Genomic DNA, 15,195 nt, shown 5'->3' with positions numbered 1-15,195 from the left:
CGCTGCCGAGTGCGGTGTATAGACATCGGTACCGACAGGAGGCGCCATGCTCAGCATCCGTGATCGCGAGATCCGGGCCCTCGCAGAGGCCGTGATGAGAACGCGCGGGGCCCCGACCCTCACTGCGGCGATCAAGCTCGCCCTGCACAACGAGATCCGCCGCGCCGAGGAGGAAATCCCGCTGCGCGAGCGGGTCGCGGCGCTCCGCGCGCGGGCCCTCGCCAAGGCGGATCGCCCCAGGCTGCCGGCCCTCACCGACGATGAGCGCGACCAGCTCTGGGAGCGCTGATGTTCATCGAGACCTCGGCCGTCGTCGCGATCCTCGCAGGCGAAGCGGAGGCGGCTGTCTTCCTGGACCTCATCGACGGGGCCGAGCGACGGGAGACCGGTGCGCATGTCCGGCTCGAGACCACGATCAACCTCGCCAGCATCCTCGATGCCCAGGATCTGTACGACGGGTTCATTCGGGCCGCCCGGATAACGATCGTACCGGTCGACGACGAGGTCGCATGCCGGGCCGTGGAAGCCTTCGCGGTCTACGGCAAGGGGCAGGGTCATCCGGCTCGGCTGAACGTCGCCGATTGCCTCTCCTATGCCTGCGCGCACCGGAGCCGCCTGCCGATCCTGTTCAAGGGACGAGATTTCTCCCAAACCGACCTCGCCCTGGCCGTCTCTGGGTAAGAACGCCCCTCCGCGCCCTCGGCGGGAGGCGTCTCAGGATCGCGACGCGGCCTCCTCCCGCATGAACCGCGCGAAGCGCGGATCGCTCAAGTAAGCGACGTTGACCCGCATCATCGGCGGGCCGGCCGGTCCCTCGGGACAGAAGATCCCGCCGGGCGCGATCAGGATGCTGCGCGCGGCGGCCTGGCGCGACAGGGCGTCGAGGTCGGTCGTCTGCGGCAGCCCGCACCAGAGATAATACCCGCCCCGCGGCTCGCCGAAGACCGGAAGCCTCAAGCCCTGCAGGACCGCCCTCCCCTGCAAGGACGCCGCCTCGATCCGCCCGCCGAGGCGGCGCAGGTGGCGGCGGTAGCGCCCGCTCTCGATCAGGTCGTGGATGATCCGCTCGACGAAGCCCGAGCTGTTGACGCTCGTCACCATCTTGAGATCGCGCAGGGCCTCGACGATATCGGGCCGCGCAGCAATGTAGCCGCAGCGCAGGCTGGCCGAGAGGGTCTTGGCGAAGGTGCCGACATAGATCACGCGCTCCAGCTGGTCGAGGGCGGCGAGCCGGGCCTGCGCCGCCGGCAGCACGTCGGCGAAGGGGTCGCTCTCGACGATGCGCAGATCGTGGGCAGCGGCGCGCTGGAGCAGCCGGTGGGCGACCGGCAGGGTGAGCGAGCAGCCGGTCGGGTTGTGGGCGAGCGACTGGGTAAAGAACAGCCGCGCGCCGCTCGCGCGGGCCAGGGCGTCGAGATGGGCGACGTCCGGCCCGTCCGGATTGCGCCGCACCCCGAGGATGCGCGCCTTGGCGAGGCGCAGCTTGCCGAAGAGCGGGTAGTAGCCCGGGCTGTCGACCAGCACCGGCTCTCCCGGCGCCACGAACTGGCGGATGATCAGGTCGAGGGCGTGGTTGGCTCCGGCGGTGAGGAGCACGCCCCCTGGCCCAACCTGGATCGACCGCTCGGCGAGGCGCAGCGCGAGGCTGCGGCGCAGGGGCAGGTAACCGTCCGGGCTGCCGTAGCTCTCGCTCGCCGCGCCCAGGGACGGGCGCAGGTGCCGGCCGATTTCCGAACTCTCCATCCAGGCCGGCGGCGGCCGGCCGTCGCCGACGCGCACGTCGTAATGCCGGTCCAGCTGCTCGCGCAGCAGCCAGACGCTGTCGACCGCCGCGACCGGGACGGGCCCCGGCGGGGTGGCGGGGGCCGGCCTTCGGCTCGACACGTAGAAACCCGAGCCCGGCCGGCTCTCGACCCGGCCCGAGGCGACGAGGCGCTCATAGGCCTCGACCACGGTGTTCTTCGACACCGCGAAGCCGGCCGCCGCCGCCCGGATCGACGGCAGGCGTTCGCCGGTGCGCAGGAGCCCGCGATCGATCCGTTCGCTCAGTCCGGCGACCACCTGCTCGACCCGGGTCCGTGGTTCGGGAGTCCCGACTGTATCCATGCCGCGAAGGGTACGGTCCCTCCCGGAAAGGCGCAAAGCGTTCCTTGTGGGTGGGGCACGGACGGGTACGGTGCCGACAACGAACAGGGTCTTACACGCCCGGACGAGGGAGGAACGCCACGGTGCCCGCGGATGCGGCCGCCCTCGTCCGGCGCGCGCGAGCCCGACCGACGCGGCAGCAGGCACCATGCAAGATACTTCCCGGGCGAACCGCACCTCGCGCATCGCCGGCTTCCACAAGAAGAGTCCGCACGAGCGCCTCGACCTCGTCGCCGCCTTCGCCGACCTCTCCCCGGGCGAGGTCGCGCACCTCGCCGAGTTCGGCAACCTCAGCCCCGACCTCGCCGACCGGCTGATCGAGAACGTGGTCGGCACGATGACTATCCCGCTCGGCATCGCCACCAACATGCGGATCGACGGCGAGGACGTGCTGATCCCGATGGCGACCGAGGAATCCTCGGTGGTGGCCGCGGTCTGCAACGCGGCCCGCCAGGTCTACCAGGACGGCTTCACCACCTCGGTCTCCGGCAACCTGATGATCGCCCAGGTGCAGGTCGTCGGGGTGAGCGATCCCCACGCGGCGCGCCTGCGCATCCTGGAGCAGCGCGACGCGTTGCGGGCCTTGTGCGATGCCTGCGACCCGGTGCTGGTGCGCCTCGGCGGGGGTCTTCGCGATGTCGAGGTGCGGGTGCTCGACAGCCTGGGCGGCCCGATGGTGGTGACGCATCTCATCGTCGATACCCGCGACGCCATGGGGGCGAACGCCGTCAACACCATGGCGGAGGCGGTGGCCCCCCACATCGCCGGCTGGAGCGGCGGCCGGGTCTACTTGCGCATCCTCTCGAACCTCGCCGACCGGCGCCTCGCCCGGGCGCATGCGGTCTGGCGCACCGACGCCATCGGCGGGCCGGAGGTGCGGGACGGGATCGTCAGCGCCTACCACCTCGCCGAGGCCGATCCCTACCGCGCCGCGACCCACAACAAGGGGATCATGAACGGCATCGACGCCGTGGTGCTCGCCACCGGTAACGACACGCGGGCGATCGAGGCAGGCGCCCATGCCTACGCCGCGCGCTCGGGCCGCTACACCAGCCTCACCCGCTACGAGGTCACGGCGTCCGGCGACCTCAGCGCCTCGATCGAGCTGCCGCTGGCGGTCGGCCTCGTCGGCGGCGCGACCAAGCTCCATCCGACCGCGCAGGCCTGTTTGAAAATTCTCGGGGCGACGACGGCGGAGCGGCTGGCCCGGATCATCGCGGCGGTGGGGCTCGCCCAGAACTTCTCCGCCCTCAAGGCGCTCGCCACCACCGGCATCCAGAAGGGCCACATGGCGCTCCATGCCCAGAACATCGCCATGATGGCCGGGGCGCTCGGCGAGGAGATCGAGGCGGTGGCCCGCGTGCTGGTCGAGCGGCGCCTGGTGCGGCTCGACGTGGCGCAGGAGGTTCTGGGGGAGATGCGGCGGGGGTAAGGAACCACCGGGCTGTCTCTCACGAGATCATCCCATCCATAACCTCATCCTGAGGTATCAGTCGATCGAAGATCGACCGACCTCGAAGGAGGGCTCCAGATAACACAGAGATTCCTGGAGCCCTCCTTCGAGGCTCACTCCGTTCGCACCTCAGGATGAGGTCGTATATGGGTGAATCCGTTCAAAAATATTTTTAAATCAACCGAACGATGGCCGAACCAACGGCCAATCAATACTCTCCCGGGAGGACAACCATGCCGACATTCACCCGCCTCGCCACCCGCCTGCTCGCCGGCGGCGCCTTCATCCTCGCCGCCGGCACCGCCCATGCCGAGGTGACGCGCCTGAAGCTCGGGGTGCTCACCGATCTCAGCGGATTCGCCGCCGATTCCACCGGCGAGGGCTCGGTGGTCGCGGCCCGCCTCGCGGTCGAGGATTTTCGCAAGGAGCAGCCGGGGATCACCGTCGAGGTGATCCAGTCCGACCACCAGAACAAGCCGGATATCGGCTCGGCCACCGCCCGGCGCTGGATCGCCGAGGGGCAGGTCGACGCCATCCTCGACGTGCCGTTCTCCTCGGTGGCGCTCGCCGTGCAGGAGGTGGTGCGCGATTCGAAGGCCGCCTTCATCGCGTCGGGCCCCGGCACCTCGGACCTGACCGGCCCGAAATGCTCGGCCAACACCGTGCACTGGACCTACGACACCTGGGCGCTGGCCCACGGCACCGCGCTGGCCCTGGTGCGTGCCGGCAAGACGAAGTGGTTCTTCCTCACCGCCGATTACGCCTTCGGCCACGCGCTCGAGTCCGACGCGGCGCGCGTGGTGAAGCAGGAGGGCGGCCAGGTGGTGGGCACCGTGCGCCACCCGACGGCAGCCGCCGACTTCTCGTCGTTCCTGCTTCAGGCGCAAGCCAGCCGCGCCCAGGTGATCGCGCTCGCCAACGCGGTCGGCGACACGGTCAACTCGGTCAAGCAGGCGGCCGAGTTCGGCATCACCGGCGGCGGCCAGGACCTGGCGGCCCTGCTGATGCAGCTCTCCGATGTCCACGCGATCGGCCTCAAGGACGCGCAGGGGCTCTACCTGACGGAAGGCTTCTACTGGGACACCAATGACGGCACCCGCGCCTTTGCCGACCGCTTCGCCGCCCAGATGAAGGGCCGGCGCCCCACCGCCAACCAGGCCGGCGTCTATGCCGGGGCGCTGGCCTACCTGCGCGCCGCGACGCTCGCCGGCAGCACCGACGGGCGGACCGTCGTCGCCCGGATGAAGGCAGGGCCGACGAACGATCCGCTCTTCGGCGAAGGCACGGTGCGCGAGGACGGACGGCACGTCCACCCGATGTACCTGTTCCAGGTCAAGAGCCCGGCCGAATCGAAGGGGCCGTTCGATTATTACAAGCTCGTCCAGACCATCCCCGCCGCCGAGGCGTTCCGGCCCCTGGCGGATGGGCGGTGCCCGCTGGTGAAGGCGCCGTGAGCCCCCTCCCCTCCCGGGTGCGGATCGTCGAGGTCGGTCCCCGCGACGGGCTCCAGAACGAGCCCGTCACCGTACCGACTGCCGTCAAGGTGGAGCTGATCGAGCGGCTGCTCGCCGCCGGCCTGGCCCATATCGAGGTCGGCAGCTTCGTCTCGGCCCGATGGGTGCCGCAGATGGCCGACACCGCCGCGATCCTGGCCAGGCTGCCGCCGAATCCTGCCGGGCGCTACGCCGTGCTGGTGCCGAATCTCAAGGGGTTCGAGGCGGCACGGGAAGCGGGCGCCGGCGAGGTCGCGGTGTTCGCCTCCGCCTCCGAGGCGTTTTCGCGGGCCAACATCAATTGCTCGATCGCCGAGAGCCTGGAGCGCTTCCGGCCGGTGGCGCAGGCCGCCCGCGCCGCCGGGATTCCGCTGCGGGGCTACGTCTCCTGCGTGCTCGGCTGTCCCTACGAGGGTGTGGTGACGCCGCAGGCCGTGGCGGATGTGGCCCGTCGCCTCGTCGAGATGGGCTGCTACGAGGTCTCGCTGGGCGACACGATCGGGGCCGGGACACCGGAGACGGCCCGGGCCTGCGTCGCGGCGGTGGCGGAGACGATCCCGCGCGAGCGCATCGCGCTGCATCTCCACGACACGCGAGGGCTGGCGCTCGCCAATCTCCGCGCCTGCCTCGAACTCGGCGTGTCGGTGATCGATGCCGCCGTGGCGGGCCTCGGCGGCTGTCCCTACGCGAAGGGCGCCCCCGGCAACGTCGCCACCGAGGCGGTGGTGGCGGAATGCGACCGGCTCGGCCTCGCGACCGGGATCGATCCCGGTCGCCTCTCCGAGGCCGGCCGCTTCATCACCGGGGCGCTCGGGCGCGCCCCGGCCTGAGGGTCAGCGCAGCCGCTCGGCCGCCCAGGCGATGTGATCGTCCATGAAGGTCGAGATGAAGAAGTAGGAGTGGTCGTAGCCCTCGCGCATGTTGAGGGTCAGCCCGATCCCGGCCTTCTTGCACGCCTCCTCCAGCAGCCAGGGACGCAGGCCCTCGTCGAGGAAGGAATCGGCGGTGCCCTGGTCGACCAGGAATTCCGGGAATCGGCGGCCGTCCTCGATCAGAGCGGTGGCGTCGTGGCGGCGCCACGCGGCCTCGTCCGCGCCGAGATACTTGGTCAGCGCCGGCTTCGACCAGCCGGCGGTCGAGGGCTGGACGATCGGCGCGAAGGCGCTGCACGAGCGGAAGCGCTCCGGGTGGTTGAGCGCGATGGTGAGCGCACCGTGGCCGCCCATCGAATGCCCGAAGATGCCCTGGCGCTCCATGTCCACGGGGAATTCGCGGGCGACGAGGGCCGGCAGCTCCTCGGTGACGTAGGACCACATGCGGTAGTTGCGGTCGAAAGGAGCCTGGGTGGCGTCGACGTAGAAGCCGGCGCCGCAGCCGAACTGCCAGTTGTCGGGCTGGTCCGGCACATCGGGTCCGCGCGGGCTGGTATCGGGGGCGACGATCGCGATGCCGTGCTTGGCGGCGGCGCGGCGGTACTCGCCCTTGTCCATCACGTTGGCATGGGTGCAGGTCAGGCCCGACAGGTACCACAGCACCGGCACCTTCCCGGTTTCCGCCTGCGGCGGCAGGTAGACCGCGAAGGTCATCGGGCAGCGCGTCGTCTCGGCCTCGTGCCGGTAGACGCCCTGGATGCCGCCATGCGAGCGGGCCTTCGAGATGGTGTCCATGTCGCCGTGATCCCTGGGTTTCGTATCCGTCCCCGGCGGTACGCGTCGCGCACCGCCGGGTTCAACCAGTCCTTTAGAACACCACGACCGAGCGGATCGACTTGCCCTCGTGCATCAGGTCGAAGCCGTGGTTGATGTCCTCCAGCGGCATGGTGTGGGTGATCAGGTCGTCGATGTTGATCTTGCCCTCCATGTACCAGTCGACGATCTTCGGCACGTCGGTGCGGCCGCGGGCGCCGCCGAAGGCCGAGCCCTTCCAGACGCGGCCGGTGACGAGCTGGAACGGACGGGTCGAGATCTCGCGGCCGGCCTCGGCCACGCCGATGACGATCGACTCGCCCCAGCCGCGGTGGCAGCACTCGAGCGCCTGGCGCATCACGTTGACGTTGCCGGTGCAGTCGAACGAGAAGTCGGCGCCGCCGCCCGTCACGTCGAGGATCGCCTGCACGACCTTGTCGGTGCCGACCTCGTTCGGGTTGATGAAGTGGGTCATGCCGAACTTCTCGGCCATCGCCCGCTTGTCGGGGTTGATGTCGACGCCGATGATCTTGTCGGCGCCGACCATGCGGGCGCCCTGGATCACGTTGAGGCCGATGCCACCGAGGCCGAACACCACCACGTTGGCGCCCGGCCACACCTTGGCGGTGTAGATCACCGCGCCGAGGCCGGTGGTGACGCCGCAGCCGATGTAGCAGATCTTGTCGAAGGGGGCGTCCTCGCGCACCTTGGCGAGCGCGATCTCCGGCAGCACGGTGAAGTTCGAGAAGGTCGAGCAGCCCATGTAGTGATACACGGTGTTGGCGCCTGGGCTGCCGCCGGTGGAGTCGCAGCGGAACCGGCTGGTGCCGTCCGGCATCACGCCCTGGCCTTGGGTCGAGCGGATCGCCGTGCAGAGGTTGGTGCGCTGCGACAGGCAGGACTTACAGTTGCGGCATTCCGGCGTGTAGAGCGGGATGACGTGGTCGCCGACCTTCAGGGTCGTCACGCCGGCCCCGACCTCGCGCACGATGCCGGCACCCTCGTGGCCGAGGATCGCCGGGAACTTGCCCTCGGAATCGAGGCCCGACAGGGTGTAGGCGTCGGTGTGGCAGATGCCGGTGGCCATCACCTCGACCAGGACCTCGCCGGGCTTCGGGCCTTCGAGGTCGATGGTCTCGATGGTGAGGGGCTTCTTGGCTTCCCAGGCAACGGCGGCGCGCGTCTTCATGGTGTCTCCGATCGGATCGATGTCGTGTGAGAGCGCGGCGCCCCGCAAGGGCTGCGGCTCGGGCCGCCCGCTGGATGGCCCGCTCTGTGCTGCGATTTGATGAAGGCCGCAACGGTGCGGCACAACAAACTTTAGTCCGAGACGGCAGTCGATCCGGGGTGCGGCACCGGTGGTGACAGTCGTTGGTCACGGACTGTCACATCGATGCTTCATGTTATAGTATTACAGATCGTTGGTGGCGATGGGATGGTCGTGGGACCGACTGGGCGGGTGATCGTCTGCGCAAGGGGTGCCCTCCCCTCTCGCGAGGGCGTCGAGGCCGGGACTATCGAACGAGTCCCCCATCATCGCCACGGAATCGGCCTCGACAGGGCCAGTCGCGAGCGCTTCCCGATCGTTAGTCGGACGCTGAAACGACGCAAGATATCCCAACCACGACCTCATCCTGAGGTGCGACCGTCAGGGAGCCTCGAAGGAGGGCTCCAGATATCTCAGGTCTACCTGGAGCCCTCCTTCGAGGTCAGTCGATCTTCGATCGACTGACACCTCAGGATGAGGTGTCGGGTGGGAGAAGCGGGCGGGGTACGGGAACGGTCCCATCTTGTGCTGCCAAGCTTTAGAGCGAAAAGCATGGCAGCTCCGCTGTGCCGGCCCCGCCCTGGTCCAGTCCGGACCCCTCACCCCCGCCCCTGCCGATAGGTCGCCAGCAATTCCGGCAACCGCTCGGCGAGGTAGTCGGCGAAGCCCGGCTCCGCCTTCTCCTCCAGCGTCACCCGCATGCCGTCGGAGCTGCGCTCGATCCGGGCGAACTTCACGCCCTTGGCGTCCTTCACGGTCTCGGCCCGGGGCTTGGCCTTGCGGGGCGCCGGCGCGGCGAGCGCGGAGAGGATCACGGCGAAGCGCTCGTCCGAGGTCTTGCCCGCGAGGTCGGACGAGGCGAGCGCGGCCTCGATCCGCTCCGGCGGCGCCGCCTTGATCCGGTCGGCGAGAGTGAGCCAGCGCGGACGGCCGATCTTCGGCGCCGGGCCGATGGCGGCGAGCACGGGTGCGGGGATCGCCTCGGCGACCGCCAGATAGTTCGCCAGATCCGGCCGATGCGCGCCCATGGCCTTCAGGATCACCTCGCGGGCGATCCCCGCCTGCTCCATGTTGCGGGCGAAATGCGCCCGCTCGATGTAGCTCAGATCCTCGCGGGCGAGGTTCTCCGAGCCCTGCGCGACCACCAGCTCGGCGTCGCTGAGATCGCGCAGGACGGCGCGCACGGGCCTGGCCAGCGCCTTCGCCGCCCGCGTCCGGCGCCGCCCATAGGCGATCTCGTAATGGCCGTCCTTCCGGGGATGGCGCCGGACCAGGATCGGCGTATGCTGGCCCTCCTCGCGGATCTGCGCGACGAAGGCGTCGAAGGCGGCATCCGTCGCGTCGGGCACCCGGTCGGCGATCGCCGAGGGCAGGCAGAGGGCGGGGTCGAGCTCGATCACCGCGCCGTCGGTCTCCGCCGGGCCGGGCCGGGATGCCGCCCACATCGCCGCCATCGAGCGTGCCGGGGTCGGGCGCTTCTCCGGGGTGGGCGGGGGTGGCGTAGCACCTGCTACAGGGGTGTAAGCCGTTGGAATTCCAGGCGAGGGCTGTGGCTGGGCATCCGCCTGGACCGGCGTGCCCATGATGGCGCTGAGACGCTTCTTCTGGTTCATGCGCGGCTCCCACTCATGCCCGGCCCCGACTCATGCCCGCCCCCAGGCGCGGGCGATCAGCCCTTCGATCTCGCCGTTGACGGCATCGAGCGCGTCGAGCGCCCGGCGATAGGTCGATCCCGTGACCTCGTCGCGGCGCAACGGCGTCTCGTAGACGGTCTGCCCGCGCAGGCCGGAATTCGAGACGGCGGCCGATTGCAGCATCGCCTTGGTCAGGACGCGCTCGCCGAACAGGCCGCGCAGCATCGCCACCACCTCGGTCTGCGGCGTGTCCTGCGGCTCGAAGCGGGTGACGAGGTAGCGGAACCAGTCATGGGTCGGGACCGCGCCCTGCTCGCGCACCGGCTCCATGATCTCGTCCATCATGGTGAGGAACTGGCGCATGCTCGAGACGTCGAGCATCTGCGGATGGATGGTGATAAGGAGCGCGGTCGCCGCGCACAAAGCCGCGATGGTGAGGTAGCCGAGCCGCGGCGGGCAATCGATCACCACGACGTCGTAGTGATCCGCCACCTCGTTCAGGGCCAGCCCCATCCGGGCGAAGAACGGCGGCTCGGGATCGTTGGCTTTCCGCCGCGCCGACTGCATCGGCGCCTCGAACTCGAAGACCTCGAGCTCCAGGTCGGCCGCCACCAGGTCGAGGCCGGTGAAGTAGGTGTGGCGGATCACCTCGGCGAGCGGGCGCCGCTGCTCGCCGTAGCGGATCGCGTCGTAGATGGTGGGGTAGGGCTCGCGCTCGTTCTCGGGCCGGACGCCGAGCAGCGTCGACAGGCTGGCCTGGGGATCGAGATCGATGGCGAGCACCCGGTAGCCGCGCAGCACCAGGGACTGGGCGAGATGGGCCGAGGTCGTGGTCTTGCCCGAGCCGCCCTTGAAGTTGACGCAGGCGATGACCTGGAGGTGCTCGCCCTTGGCCGGATCCCGGTGCGGCCGGTAGCGGCGACCGACCCGGTCGATCTCGTCGAGATGGGCGCGCAGGGCGTGGATATCCGCCAGGGTGTAGAGGCGGCGGCCGCCCGGCGCGACCTCGGGCGGGGAGGCCAGGAGGTCGGGGGAGAGCTGCCGGATCCGACTGTCGGTCACGCCGAGGATGCGGGCGACCTCGCCGGATGTGAAGCGGCGCAGGGTCTTGGCCTCCGAGGGCGAGAACACCACGGAGGCGATCTCGCGCAGCTTGGCGCCCAGGATCCGGGCGTCGTGGCCCGCGATCTGGTTCGAGGGGGGCTCTCCGGGCCCGCTGGGCGGGACGTGCTGGTTCATCGACCCTGACTCGCTCACGGTGAAAGGACGAAATCGATCATAACACCGCAAGCGACGAAAGAGGATCGCATCGGGACGGCGGCACGCACGGCGCGCAAGCCTCGCACAAGCTTGCGAGCCCTGCGGACGCGCCGTGCGGCGATCGTCCGGAGAGAGGAGACGTCCCGTGCCCGTCTCGTCCCGGACGCCCCTGCATGCGGCGGCGAGGAGCACGGTGCGGCAAAGCAGGGCAATCGGACCCGATGGCTAGAAGAAGGACGCCCCGGGCGAAGTCGCACTCGGGCAGGGGAGGGGAGCTGTATCCGTCCTCGCCATGAACCTCCCGCGCCGTTCGATCGGCCGCGATCGACTTGCTCGCACAACATCAGTGCGTCGACTTGTAATAGATCTAAATCATTTCCGATGACGTCATGGAATTTGCTGTTGCAATCGGGCGAACGTCATGAAATCTGAGCCCACTCAACGTCAGGCACTCAGATTGGATCGATAACAATCTAGGGCCTCATCATTCCGGACCCGAGCACAGCATCATGCGCCAGATGCAGGTTGGACATATGCGCGGTTCTTGTGCGGCGATCATGGTCGCCGGCCTGTGGCTCGTGGATCCCGGCGGCGCCCGCGCGGAGGAGGCCGCTCGCGGGGGCGACATCCCGCTCGAGGAGATCACGGTCGCAGGAACCACAGTCGCCGGAACGGCGACGCCGCGCGGCATCGTGCCGGCCTATGCCGGCGGCCAGGTGGCGCAAGGCGGACGGCTCGGCATCCTCGGCAACACCGAGACGAAGAAGTCGCCCTTCAGCGTCACCAGCTACACCGAGAAATTCATCCGCGACCGGCAGGCCACGACCGCGTCCGAGGCGCTGGCCCTCGACCCCTCGGTGCGCGCCACCCAGACGACGGGCGCCCCGTTCGACTCGTTCTATATCCGCGGCTTCCCCGCCAACGAGGGCACCAGCGGCGAGTTCGCCTTCGACGGGATCTACGGCGTCGCCCCGAGTTTCCGGGTCTTCACCGATTATGCCGAGCGCATCGAGGTGCTGAAGGGCCCCTCGGCGGCGATCTCCGGCGTCGCCCCCAATGGCGGCGTCGGCGGCGTCATCAACATCGTGCCCAAGCGCGCCGGCGAGGACCTGACCCGCTTCACCCTGGATTACGGCTCGGTCGCCCGCGGCGGCGGCCAGTTCGACGTCGCCCGGCGCTACGGCCAGAACCGGGAATGGGGCGCGCGCGTCGTCGGCAGCCTGCGGGGCGGCGACACGCCGTTCGACCGCCAGAGCGAGACCACCGGGGTCGGGGCGCTCGCCCTCGACTACCAGGGCGACCGGTTCCGGGCCTGGCTCTACCTGCTGGCCCAGACCGACCGCTTCGACGCGCCGTTGCGCCCGTTCCTGCTCCGGGCGGGTGTCCCGGTGCCGAAGGCGCCGAACGGCCGCCTGAACCTGACCCAGCCCTGGGAATACTCGAACATCGACGACCGCGGCGGCCTCCTGCGGACGGAATACGACCTGACCGACCAGATCACCCTGTTCGGCGATGTCGGCGGCGCGCAGACCGAGGTCGAGCGCTACTTCGCCTCGGCCCCGACCATCACCAACCTGCGCGGCGACACCACCACCACCCCGCAATTCTACGATCTCGGGGTCAACCGCCTCACCGTCGACGGGGGCCTGCGGGCCAGGTTCGACACCGGCTTCGTGCGCCACGCCTTCGTGGTGCAGGCCTCCCGCTACGCCGAGGACACCGCCCGCCGGCTGCCCCCCGGCAACGGCACCTACCTGTCGAACATCTACGATCCGATCCTCGCCCGGACCATCGCCCCGACGGTGATCGATTCGCGGCCGCGCCTGTCCGACAGCACTCTGACGGGCGTGTCGGTGGCCGACACGCTCTCGGTCTTCGACGAGCGCATCCTCCTGACGCTCGGCGTGCGCCGGCAGGGGATCGAGGCGCACAACTACGTGTCGAATGTCGGCACGCTCGCCTCGTCCTACGACAAGAGCGCGACGAGCCCGCTGGTCGGTATCGTCGTGCGGCCCTGGGACAACGTCTCGTTCTTCGGCAACTACATCGAGGGCCTGAGCCGCGGCGACGTGGCGCCGACCACGGCGACCAATTCCGGCGAGATCCTGGCGCCCTACGTGGCGCATCAGGTCGAGGCCGGCGTCAAGGTGGATGCGGGCACGATCGGGGGATCGTTCAGCGCCTTCCAGATCACCCGGCCGATCGGCGAGCTCAGCCCCCAGCGCGTCTTCGCGCAGACCGGCGAGCAGCGGGTCAGCGGGCTGGAATTCAGCGTCTACGGCGAGATCACCCCGCAGGCCCGGCTCCTCGGCGGCCTGACTCTGCTCGACGGGGTGCTCACCAAGACCGCGCTCGCGGCCAATGTCGGCAACATACCGATCGGGGTGCCGCGGGTGCAGCTCAACCTCGGCGCCGAGTGGGATCTGCCGGGCGTGCCGGGCCTCACCCTGACCGGCGCCGTCATCTATACCGGTCGCCAGTTCGTCGATACCGGGAACACCCAGGCGCTGCCGGACTGGGCGCGCCTCGATCTCGGCCTGCGCTACGCGACGGTGATCGAGGGCCGCAAGACGACCTTCCGGGCCAACGTGCTCAACGTCACCGGGACCAATTACTGGGCCGGCGTGGCCTCGTTCGGCACGTTCTTCCAGGGCGCCCCGCGCACTTACCTCCTGTCGATGTCGGTCGACCTGTGAGCGGGCCGATGGGGATACTCATGACTCAGGCCGGGGCACCGGCCTTGCCGCCGCTTCTCGATCCGCGGATCGCCCGGGTGATCCGGACGATGCCGGACCGGCTGCACGCCCTGGTCGCCCGGTACGGCTCGCCGCTCAACATCGTCTGGCCGCATGCCGTTGCCGACAACGTCGCGCGGATGCGGGAGGTTCTTGCCGACGAGGGCGTCGCGTCCGAGATCTTCTACGGCGCCAAGGTGAACAAGTCGCGGGCGCTGGTGCGCGCCGCCGTGGCGGCGGGGACCGGCATCGATGTCTCGAGCCTCGCCGAATGCGAGGATGCGCTGCGGGAAGGCGCCGACCCGGCGCGCCTTTGCGCGACCGGCCCGGCGAAGACGATCCCCTTCCTGCGTCGGCTCGTCGCGACGGGCGCCCTCGTCGCGGTGGATTCTCTCGAAGAACTCGACGACCTCGGGGGTTGCACGCCGGAGGGCGGGCGGGCGCGGGTGCTCCTGCGCTACCGGCCCGATTCGGCGGCGAACTCGCGGTTCGGCATGGGCCGCGCGGCGATGCGCGAGGCGATGCGCCGGCTTGCCCGGGAGGGCGCTCCCTTCGCCTTCGAGGGGTTCCACCTGCACCTCTCCGGCTACGACATCCCGAGCCGCGTCGCCGCGATGGCCGAGGTCGCCGACCTCGTCGACGAGGCCGTGGCCTTGCGGCTTCCGGTCCGGCTGATCGACATCGGCGGCGGCCTGCCGGTCCGCTACGTCGATCCCGACACCTACGCGCAGGCGCTGGCCCGCCAGGGGCCCGAGCATTACCAGACCGGCCGGGTTCCGGCGGAGTTCTACCCCTATGGCAGCCCGCTCACCGCGCCCGAGTGGATCGCCGGCTTCCTGCGGGCGCCCTGCCGCGGCGGGACGGTCGCCGGCTATCTCCGGTCGGTGGGTGTGCGGCTTGCGATCGAGCCAGGCCGCAGCCTCGTCGACCAGGCGGCGATCAGCCTGTTTCGCGTCACCCGGACGAAACCGCTCGGGGAGGGGAGGGGGGTGGTCTTCGTCGAGGGCAGCAGCTTCAGCGCCTGCGAGACCTGGTTCGCCTCCGAGTTCCTGGTCGATCCGATCCTGCTGCCCGCCGAGGGACGACAGGAGACGGGGCCCGGGATGCGCGCCTTCATCGCCGGGCATAGCTGCCTCGACGGCGACGTGATCACCCATCGCCTGCTCGAGTTCGGCACCATGCCCCGGCCGGGCGACCTGCTGCTCTACGCCAACACGGCCGGCTACCAGATGGACCTTCTGGAGAACGAGTTCCACCGGCACCCGATGCCCGCGCGGCTGGTCGCCACGCCCTGTTCCGATGCCGAGTTCGCCTTCGCTCGGGACTAGAGCAATGCCCGATCATGTTACGACACGGGAGGCTGCGTCAGTGCAGGATCGACGGTCGCGCGCATGAACCCTCCCCCCTCTGCGGGCTATCGCATTCACACATCTCGGTCCGATCGTTCTCCCCATGGAAAGTAGCGCGCCTCTCCTCCCCTTTGTGGGGAGGAGTTGGAGGTGGGGGTGGCGCAGAAGGCACCG

Annotated in this window: 12 protein-coding genes; 7 read left to right on the top strand and 5 right to left on the bottom strand. The window is 69.7% G+C overall.

Translation table 11 applies throughout. From position 1 onward, the window contains the following. Positions 1 to 46: 46 nt before the first annotated feature. A complete protein-coding gene (locus tag HBB12_RS17970) occupies positions 47 to 289 on the top strand; it encodes a type II toxin-antitoxin system VapB family antitoxin (RefSeq protein ID WP_139038415.1) in 243 nt (80 codons plus the stop codon). Beyond that, positions 289 to 681 (top strand): type II toxin-antitoxin system VapC family toxin, encoded by a 393-nt coding sequence (locus HBB12_RS17965; protein WP_236990596.1) that lies wholly within the window; start codon positions 289 to 291, stop codon positions 679 to 681. The genes HBB12_RS17970 and HBB12_RS17965 overlap by 1 nt, the downstream gene beginning before the upstream one ends. 33 nt (positions 682 to 714) lie before the next feature. Here HBB12_RS17965 and HBB12_RS17960 read toward each other — a convergent pair whose 3' ends face one another. Then, complete coding sequence (locus HBB12_RS17960; RefSeq protein ID WP_236990595.1) at positions 715 to 2,106, bottom strand: aminotransferase-like domain-containing protein; 1,392 nt, start codon at positions 2,104 to 2,106, stop codon at positions 715 to 717. Positions 2,107 to 2,293: 187 nt separating this feature from the next. Here HBB12_RS17960 and HBB12_RS17955 point away from each other — a divergent pair, with 187 nt between their 5' ends. The 3 genes from HBB12_RS17955 (at position 2,294) to HBB12_RS17945 (ending at position 5,921) form a co-directional block, all read left to right on the top strand. Then, on the top strand, positions 2,294 to 3,577 hold the full coding sequence (locus HBB12_RS17955; protein ID WP_236990594.1) for a hydroxymethylglutaryl-CoA reductase: 1,284 nt from the start codon (positions 2,294 to 2,296) through the stop codon (positions 3,575 to 3,577). A gap of 254 nt (positions 3,578 to 3,831) precedes the next feature. Then, positions 3,832 to 5,052 carry an ABC transporter substrate-binding protein gene (locus HBB12_RS17950; protein WP_236990593.1) on the top strand — a complete coding sequence of 407 codons (1,221 nt, stop codon included), beginning with the start codon at positions 3,832 to 3,834 and terminating at the stop codon, positions 5,050 to 5,052. Further along, positions 5,049 to 5,921, top strand: coding sequence for a hydroxymethylglutaryl-CoA lyase (locus HBB12_RS17945; RefSeq protein WP_236990592.1), 873 nt, complete (start codon positions 5,049 to 5,051; stop codon positions 5,919 to 5,921). Before HBB12_RS17950 ends, HBB12_RS17945 begins: the two co-directional genes overlap by 4 nt. A 3-nt stretch (positions 5,922 to 5,924) precedes the next feature. On the opposite strand, the gene fghA is transcribed toward HBB12_RS17945, so the two are convergent. From fghA to repA, 4 genes are all read right to left on the bottom strand, one after another. Beyond that, positions 5,925 to 6,758 carry an S-formylglutathione hydrolase gene (fghA, locus tag HBB12_RS17940; RefSeq protein ID WP_236990591.1) on the bottom strand — a complete coding sequence of 278 codons (834 nt, stop codon included), beginning with the start codon at positions 6,756 to 6,758 and terminating at the stop codon, positions 5,925 to 5,927. A 73-nt stretch (positions 6,759 to 6,831) separates the two neighbouring features. Further along, positions 6,832 to 7,965 carry an S-(hydroxymethyl)glutathione dehydrogenase/class III alcohol dehydrogenase gene (locus HBB12_RS17935; RefSeq protein ID WP_236990590.1) on the bottom strand — a complete coding sequence of 378 codons (1,134 nt, stop codon included), beginning with the start codon at positions 7,963 to 7,965 and terminating at the stop codon, positions 6,832 to 6,834. A gap of 677 nt (positions 7,966 to 8,642) precedes the next feature. Then, on the bottom strand, positions 8,643 to 9,656 hold the full coding sequence (gene repB / locus HBB12_RS17930) for a plasmid partitioning protein RepB (protein WP_236990589.1): 1,014 nt from the start codon (positions 9,654 to 9,656) through the stop codon (positions 8,643 to 8,645). Positions 9,657 to 9,686: 30 nt separating this feature from the next. Next, on the bottom strand, positions 9,687 to 10,916 hold the full coding sequence (gene repA, locus HBB12_RS17925; protein ID WP_236990588.1) for a plasmid partitioning protein RepA: 1,230 nt from the start codon (positions 10,914 to 10,916) through the stop codon (positions 9,687 to 9,689). Between the two features lie 554 nt (positions 10,917 to 11,470). Here repA and HBB12_RS17920 point away from each other — a divergent pair. Both HBB12_RS17920 and HBB12_RS17915 read left to right on the top strand, forming a co-directional pair. Continuing rightward, on the top strand, positions 11,471 to 13,633 hold the full coding sequence (locus tag HBB12_RS17920) for a TonB-dependent receptor (protein WP_236990587.1): 2,163 nt from the start codon (positions 11,471 to 11,473) through the stop codon (positions 13,631 to 13,633). Between the two features lie 20 nt (positions 13,634 to 13,653). Further along, positions 13,654 to 15,000, top strand: coding sequence for a Y4yA family PLP-dependent enzyme (locus HBB12_RS17915; RefSeq protein ID WP_236990586.1), 1,347 nt, complete (start codon positions 13,654 to 13,656; stop codon positions 14,998 to 15,000). The last annotated feature ends 195 nt before the right edge of the window (positions 15,001 to 15,195 follow it).

This window comes from Methylobacterium sp. SyP6R (assembly GCF_019216885.1).
In the GTDB taxonomy this organism is placed as follows: Bacteria; Pseudomonadota; Alphaproteobacteria; order Rhizobiales; family Beijerinckiaceae; genus Methylobacterium.
This window is presented reverse-complemented; position numbering and strand designations above follow the sequence as displayed.

Bases quoted from the DNA above. Each gene is read 5' to 3' on its own strand.
- HBB12_RS17970 (WP_139038415.1), top strand. From the start codon at position 47: ATGCTCAGCATCCGTGATCGCGAGATCCGGGCCCTCGCAGAGGCCGTG.
- HBB12_RS17965 (WP_236990596.1), top strand. From the start codon at position 289: ATGTTCATCGAGACCTCGGCCGTCGTCGCGATCCTCGCAGGCGAAGCG.
- HBB12_RS17960 (WP_236990595.1), bottom strand. From the start codon at position 2,106: ATGGATACAGTCGGGACTCCCGAACCACGGACCCGGGTCGAGCAGGTG.
- HBB12_RS17955 (WP_236990594.1), top strand. From the start codon at position 2,294: ATGCAAGATACTTCCCGGGCGAACCGCACCTCGCGCATCGCCGGCTTC.
- HBB12_RS17950 (WP_236990593.1), top strand. From the start codon at position 3,832: ATGCCGACATTCACCCGCCTCGCCACCCGCCTGCTCGCCGGCGGCGCC.
- fghA (WP_236990591.1), bottom strand. From the start codon at position 6,758: ATGGACACCATCTCGAAGGCCCGCTCGCATGGCGGCATCCAGGGCGTC.
- HBB12_RS17935 (WP_236990590.1), bottom strand. From the start codon at position 7,965: ATGAAGACGCGCGCCGCCGTTGCCTGGGAAGCCAAGAAGCCCCTCACC.
- repB (WP_236990589.1), bottom strand. From the start codon at position 9,656: ATGAACCAGAAGAAGCGTCTCAGCGCCATCATGGGCACGCCGGTCCAG.
- repA (WP_236990588.1), bottom strand. From the start codon at position 10,916: ATGAACCAGCACGTCCCGCCCAGCGGGCCCGGAGAGCCCCCCTCGAAC.
- HBB12_RS17920 (WP_236990587.1), top strand. From the start codon at position 11,471: ATGCGCGGTTCTTGTGCGGCGATCATGGTCGCCGGCCTGTGGCTCGTG.
- HBB12_RS17915 (WP_236990586.1), top strand. From the start codon at position 13,654: ATGACTCAGGCCGGGGCACCGGCCTTGCCGCCGCTTCTCGATCCGCGG.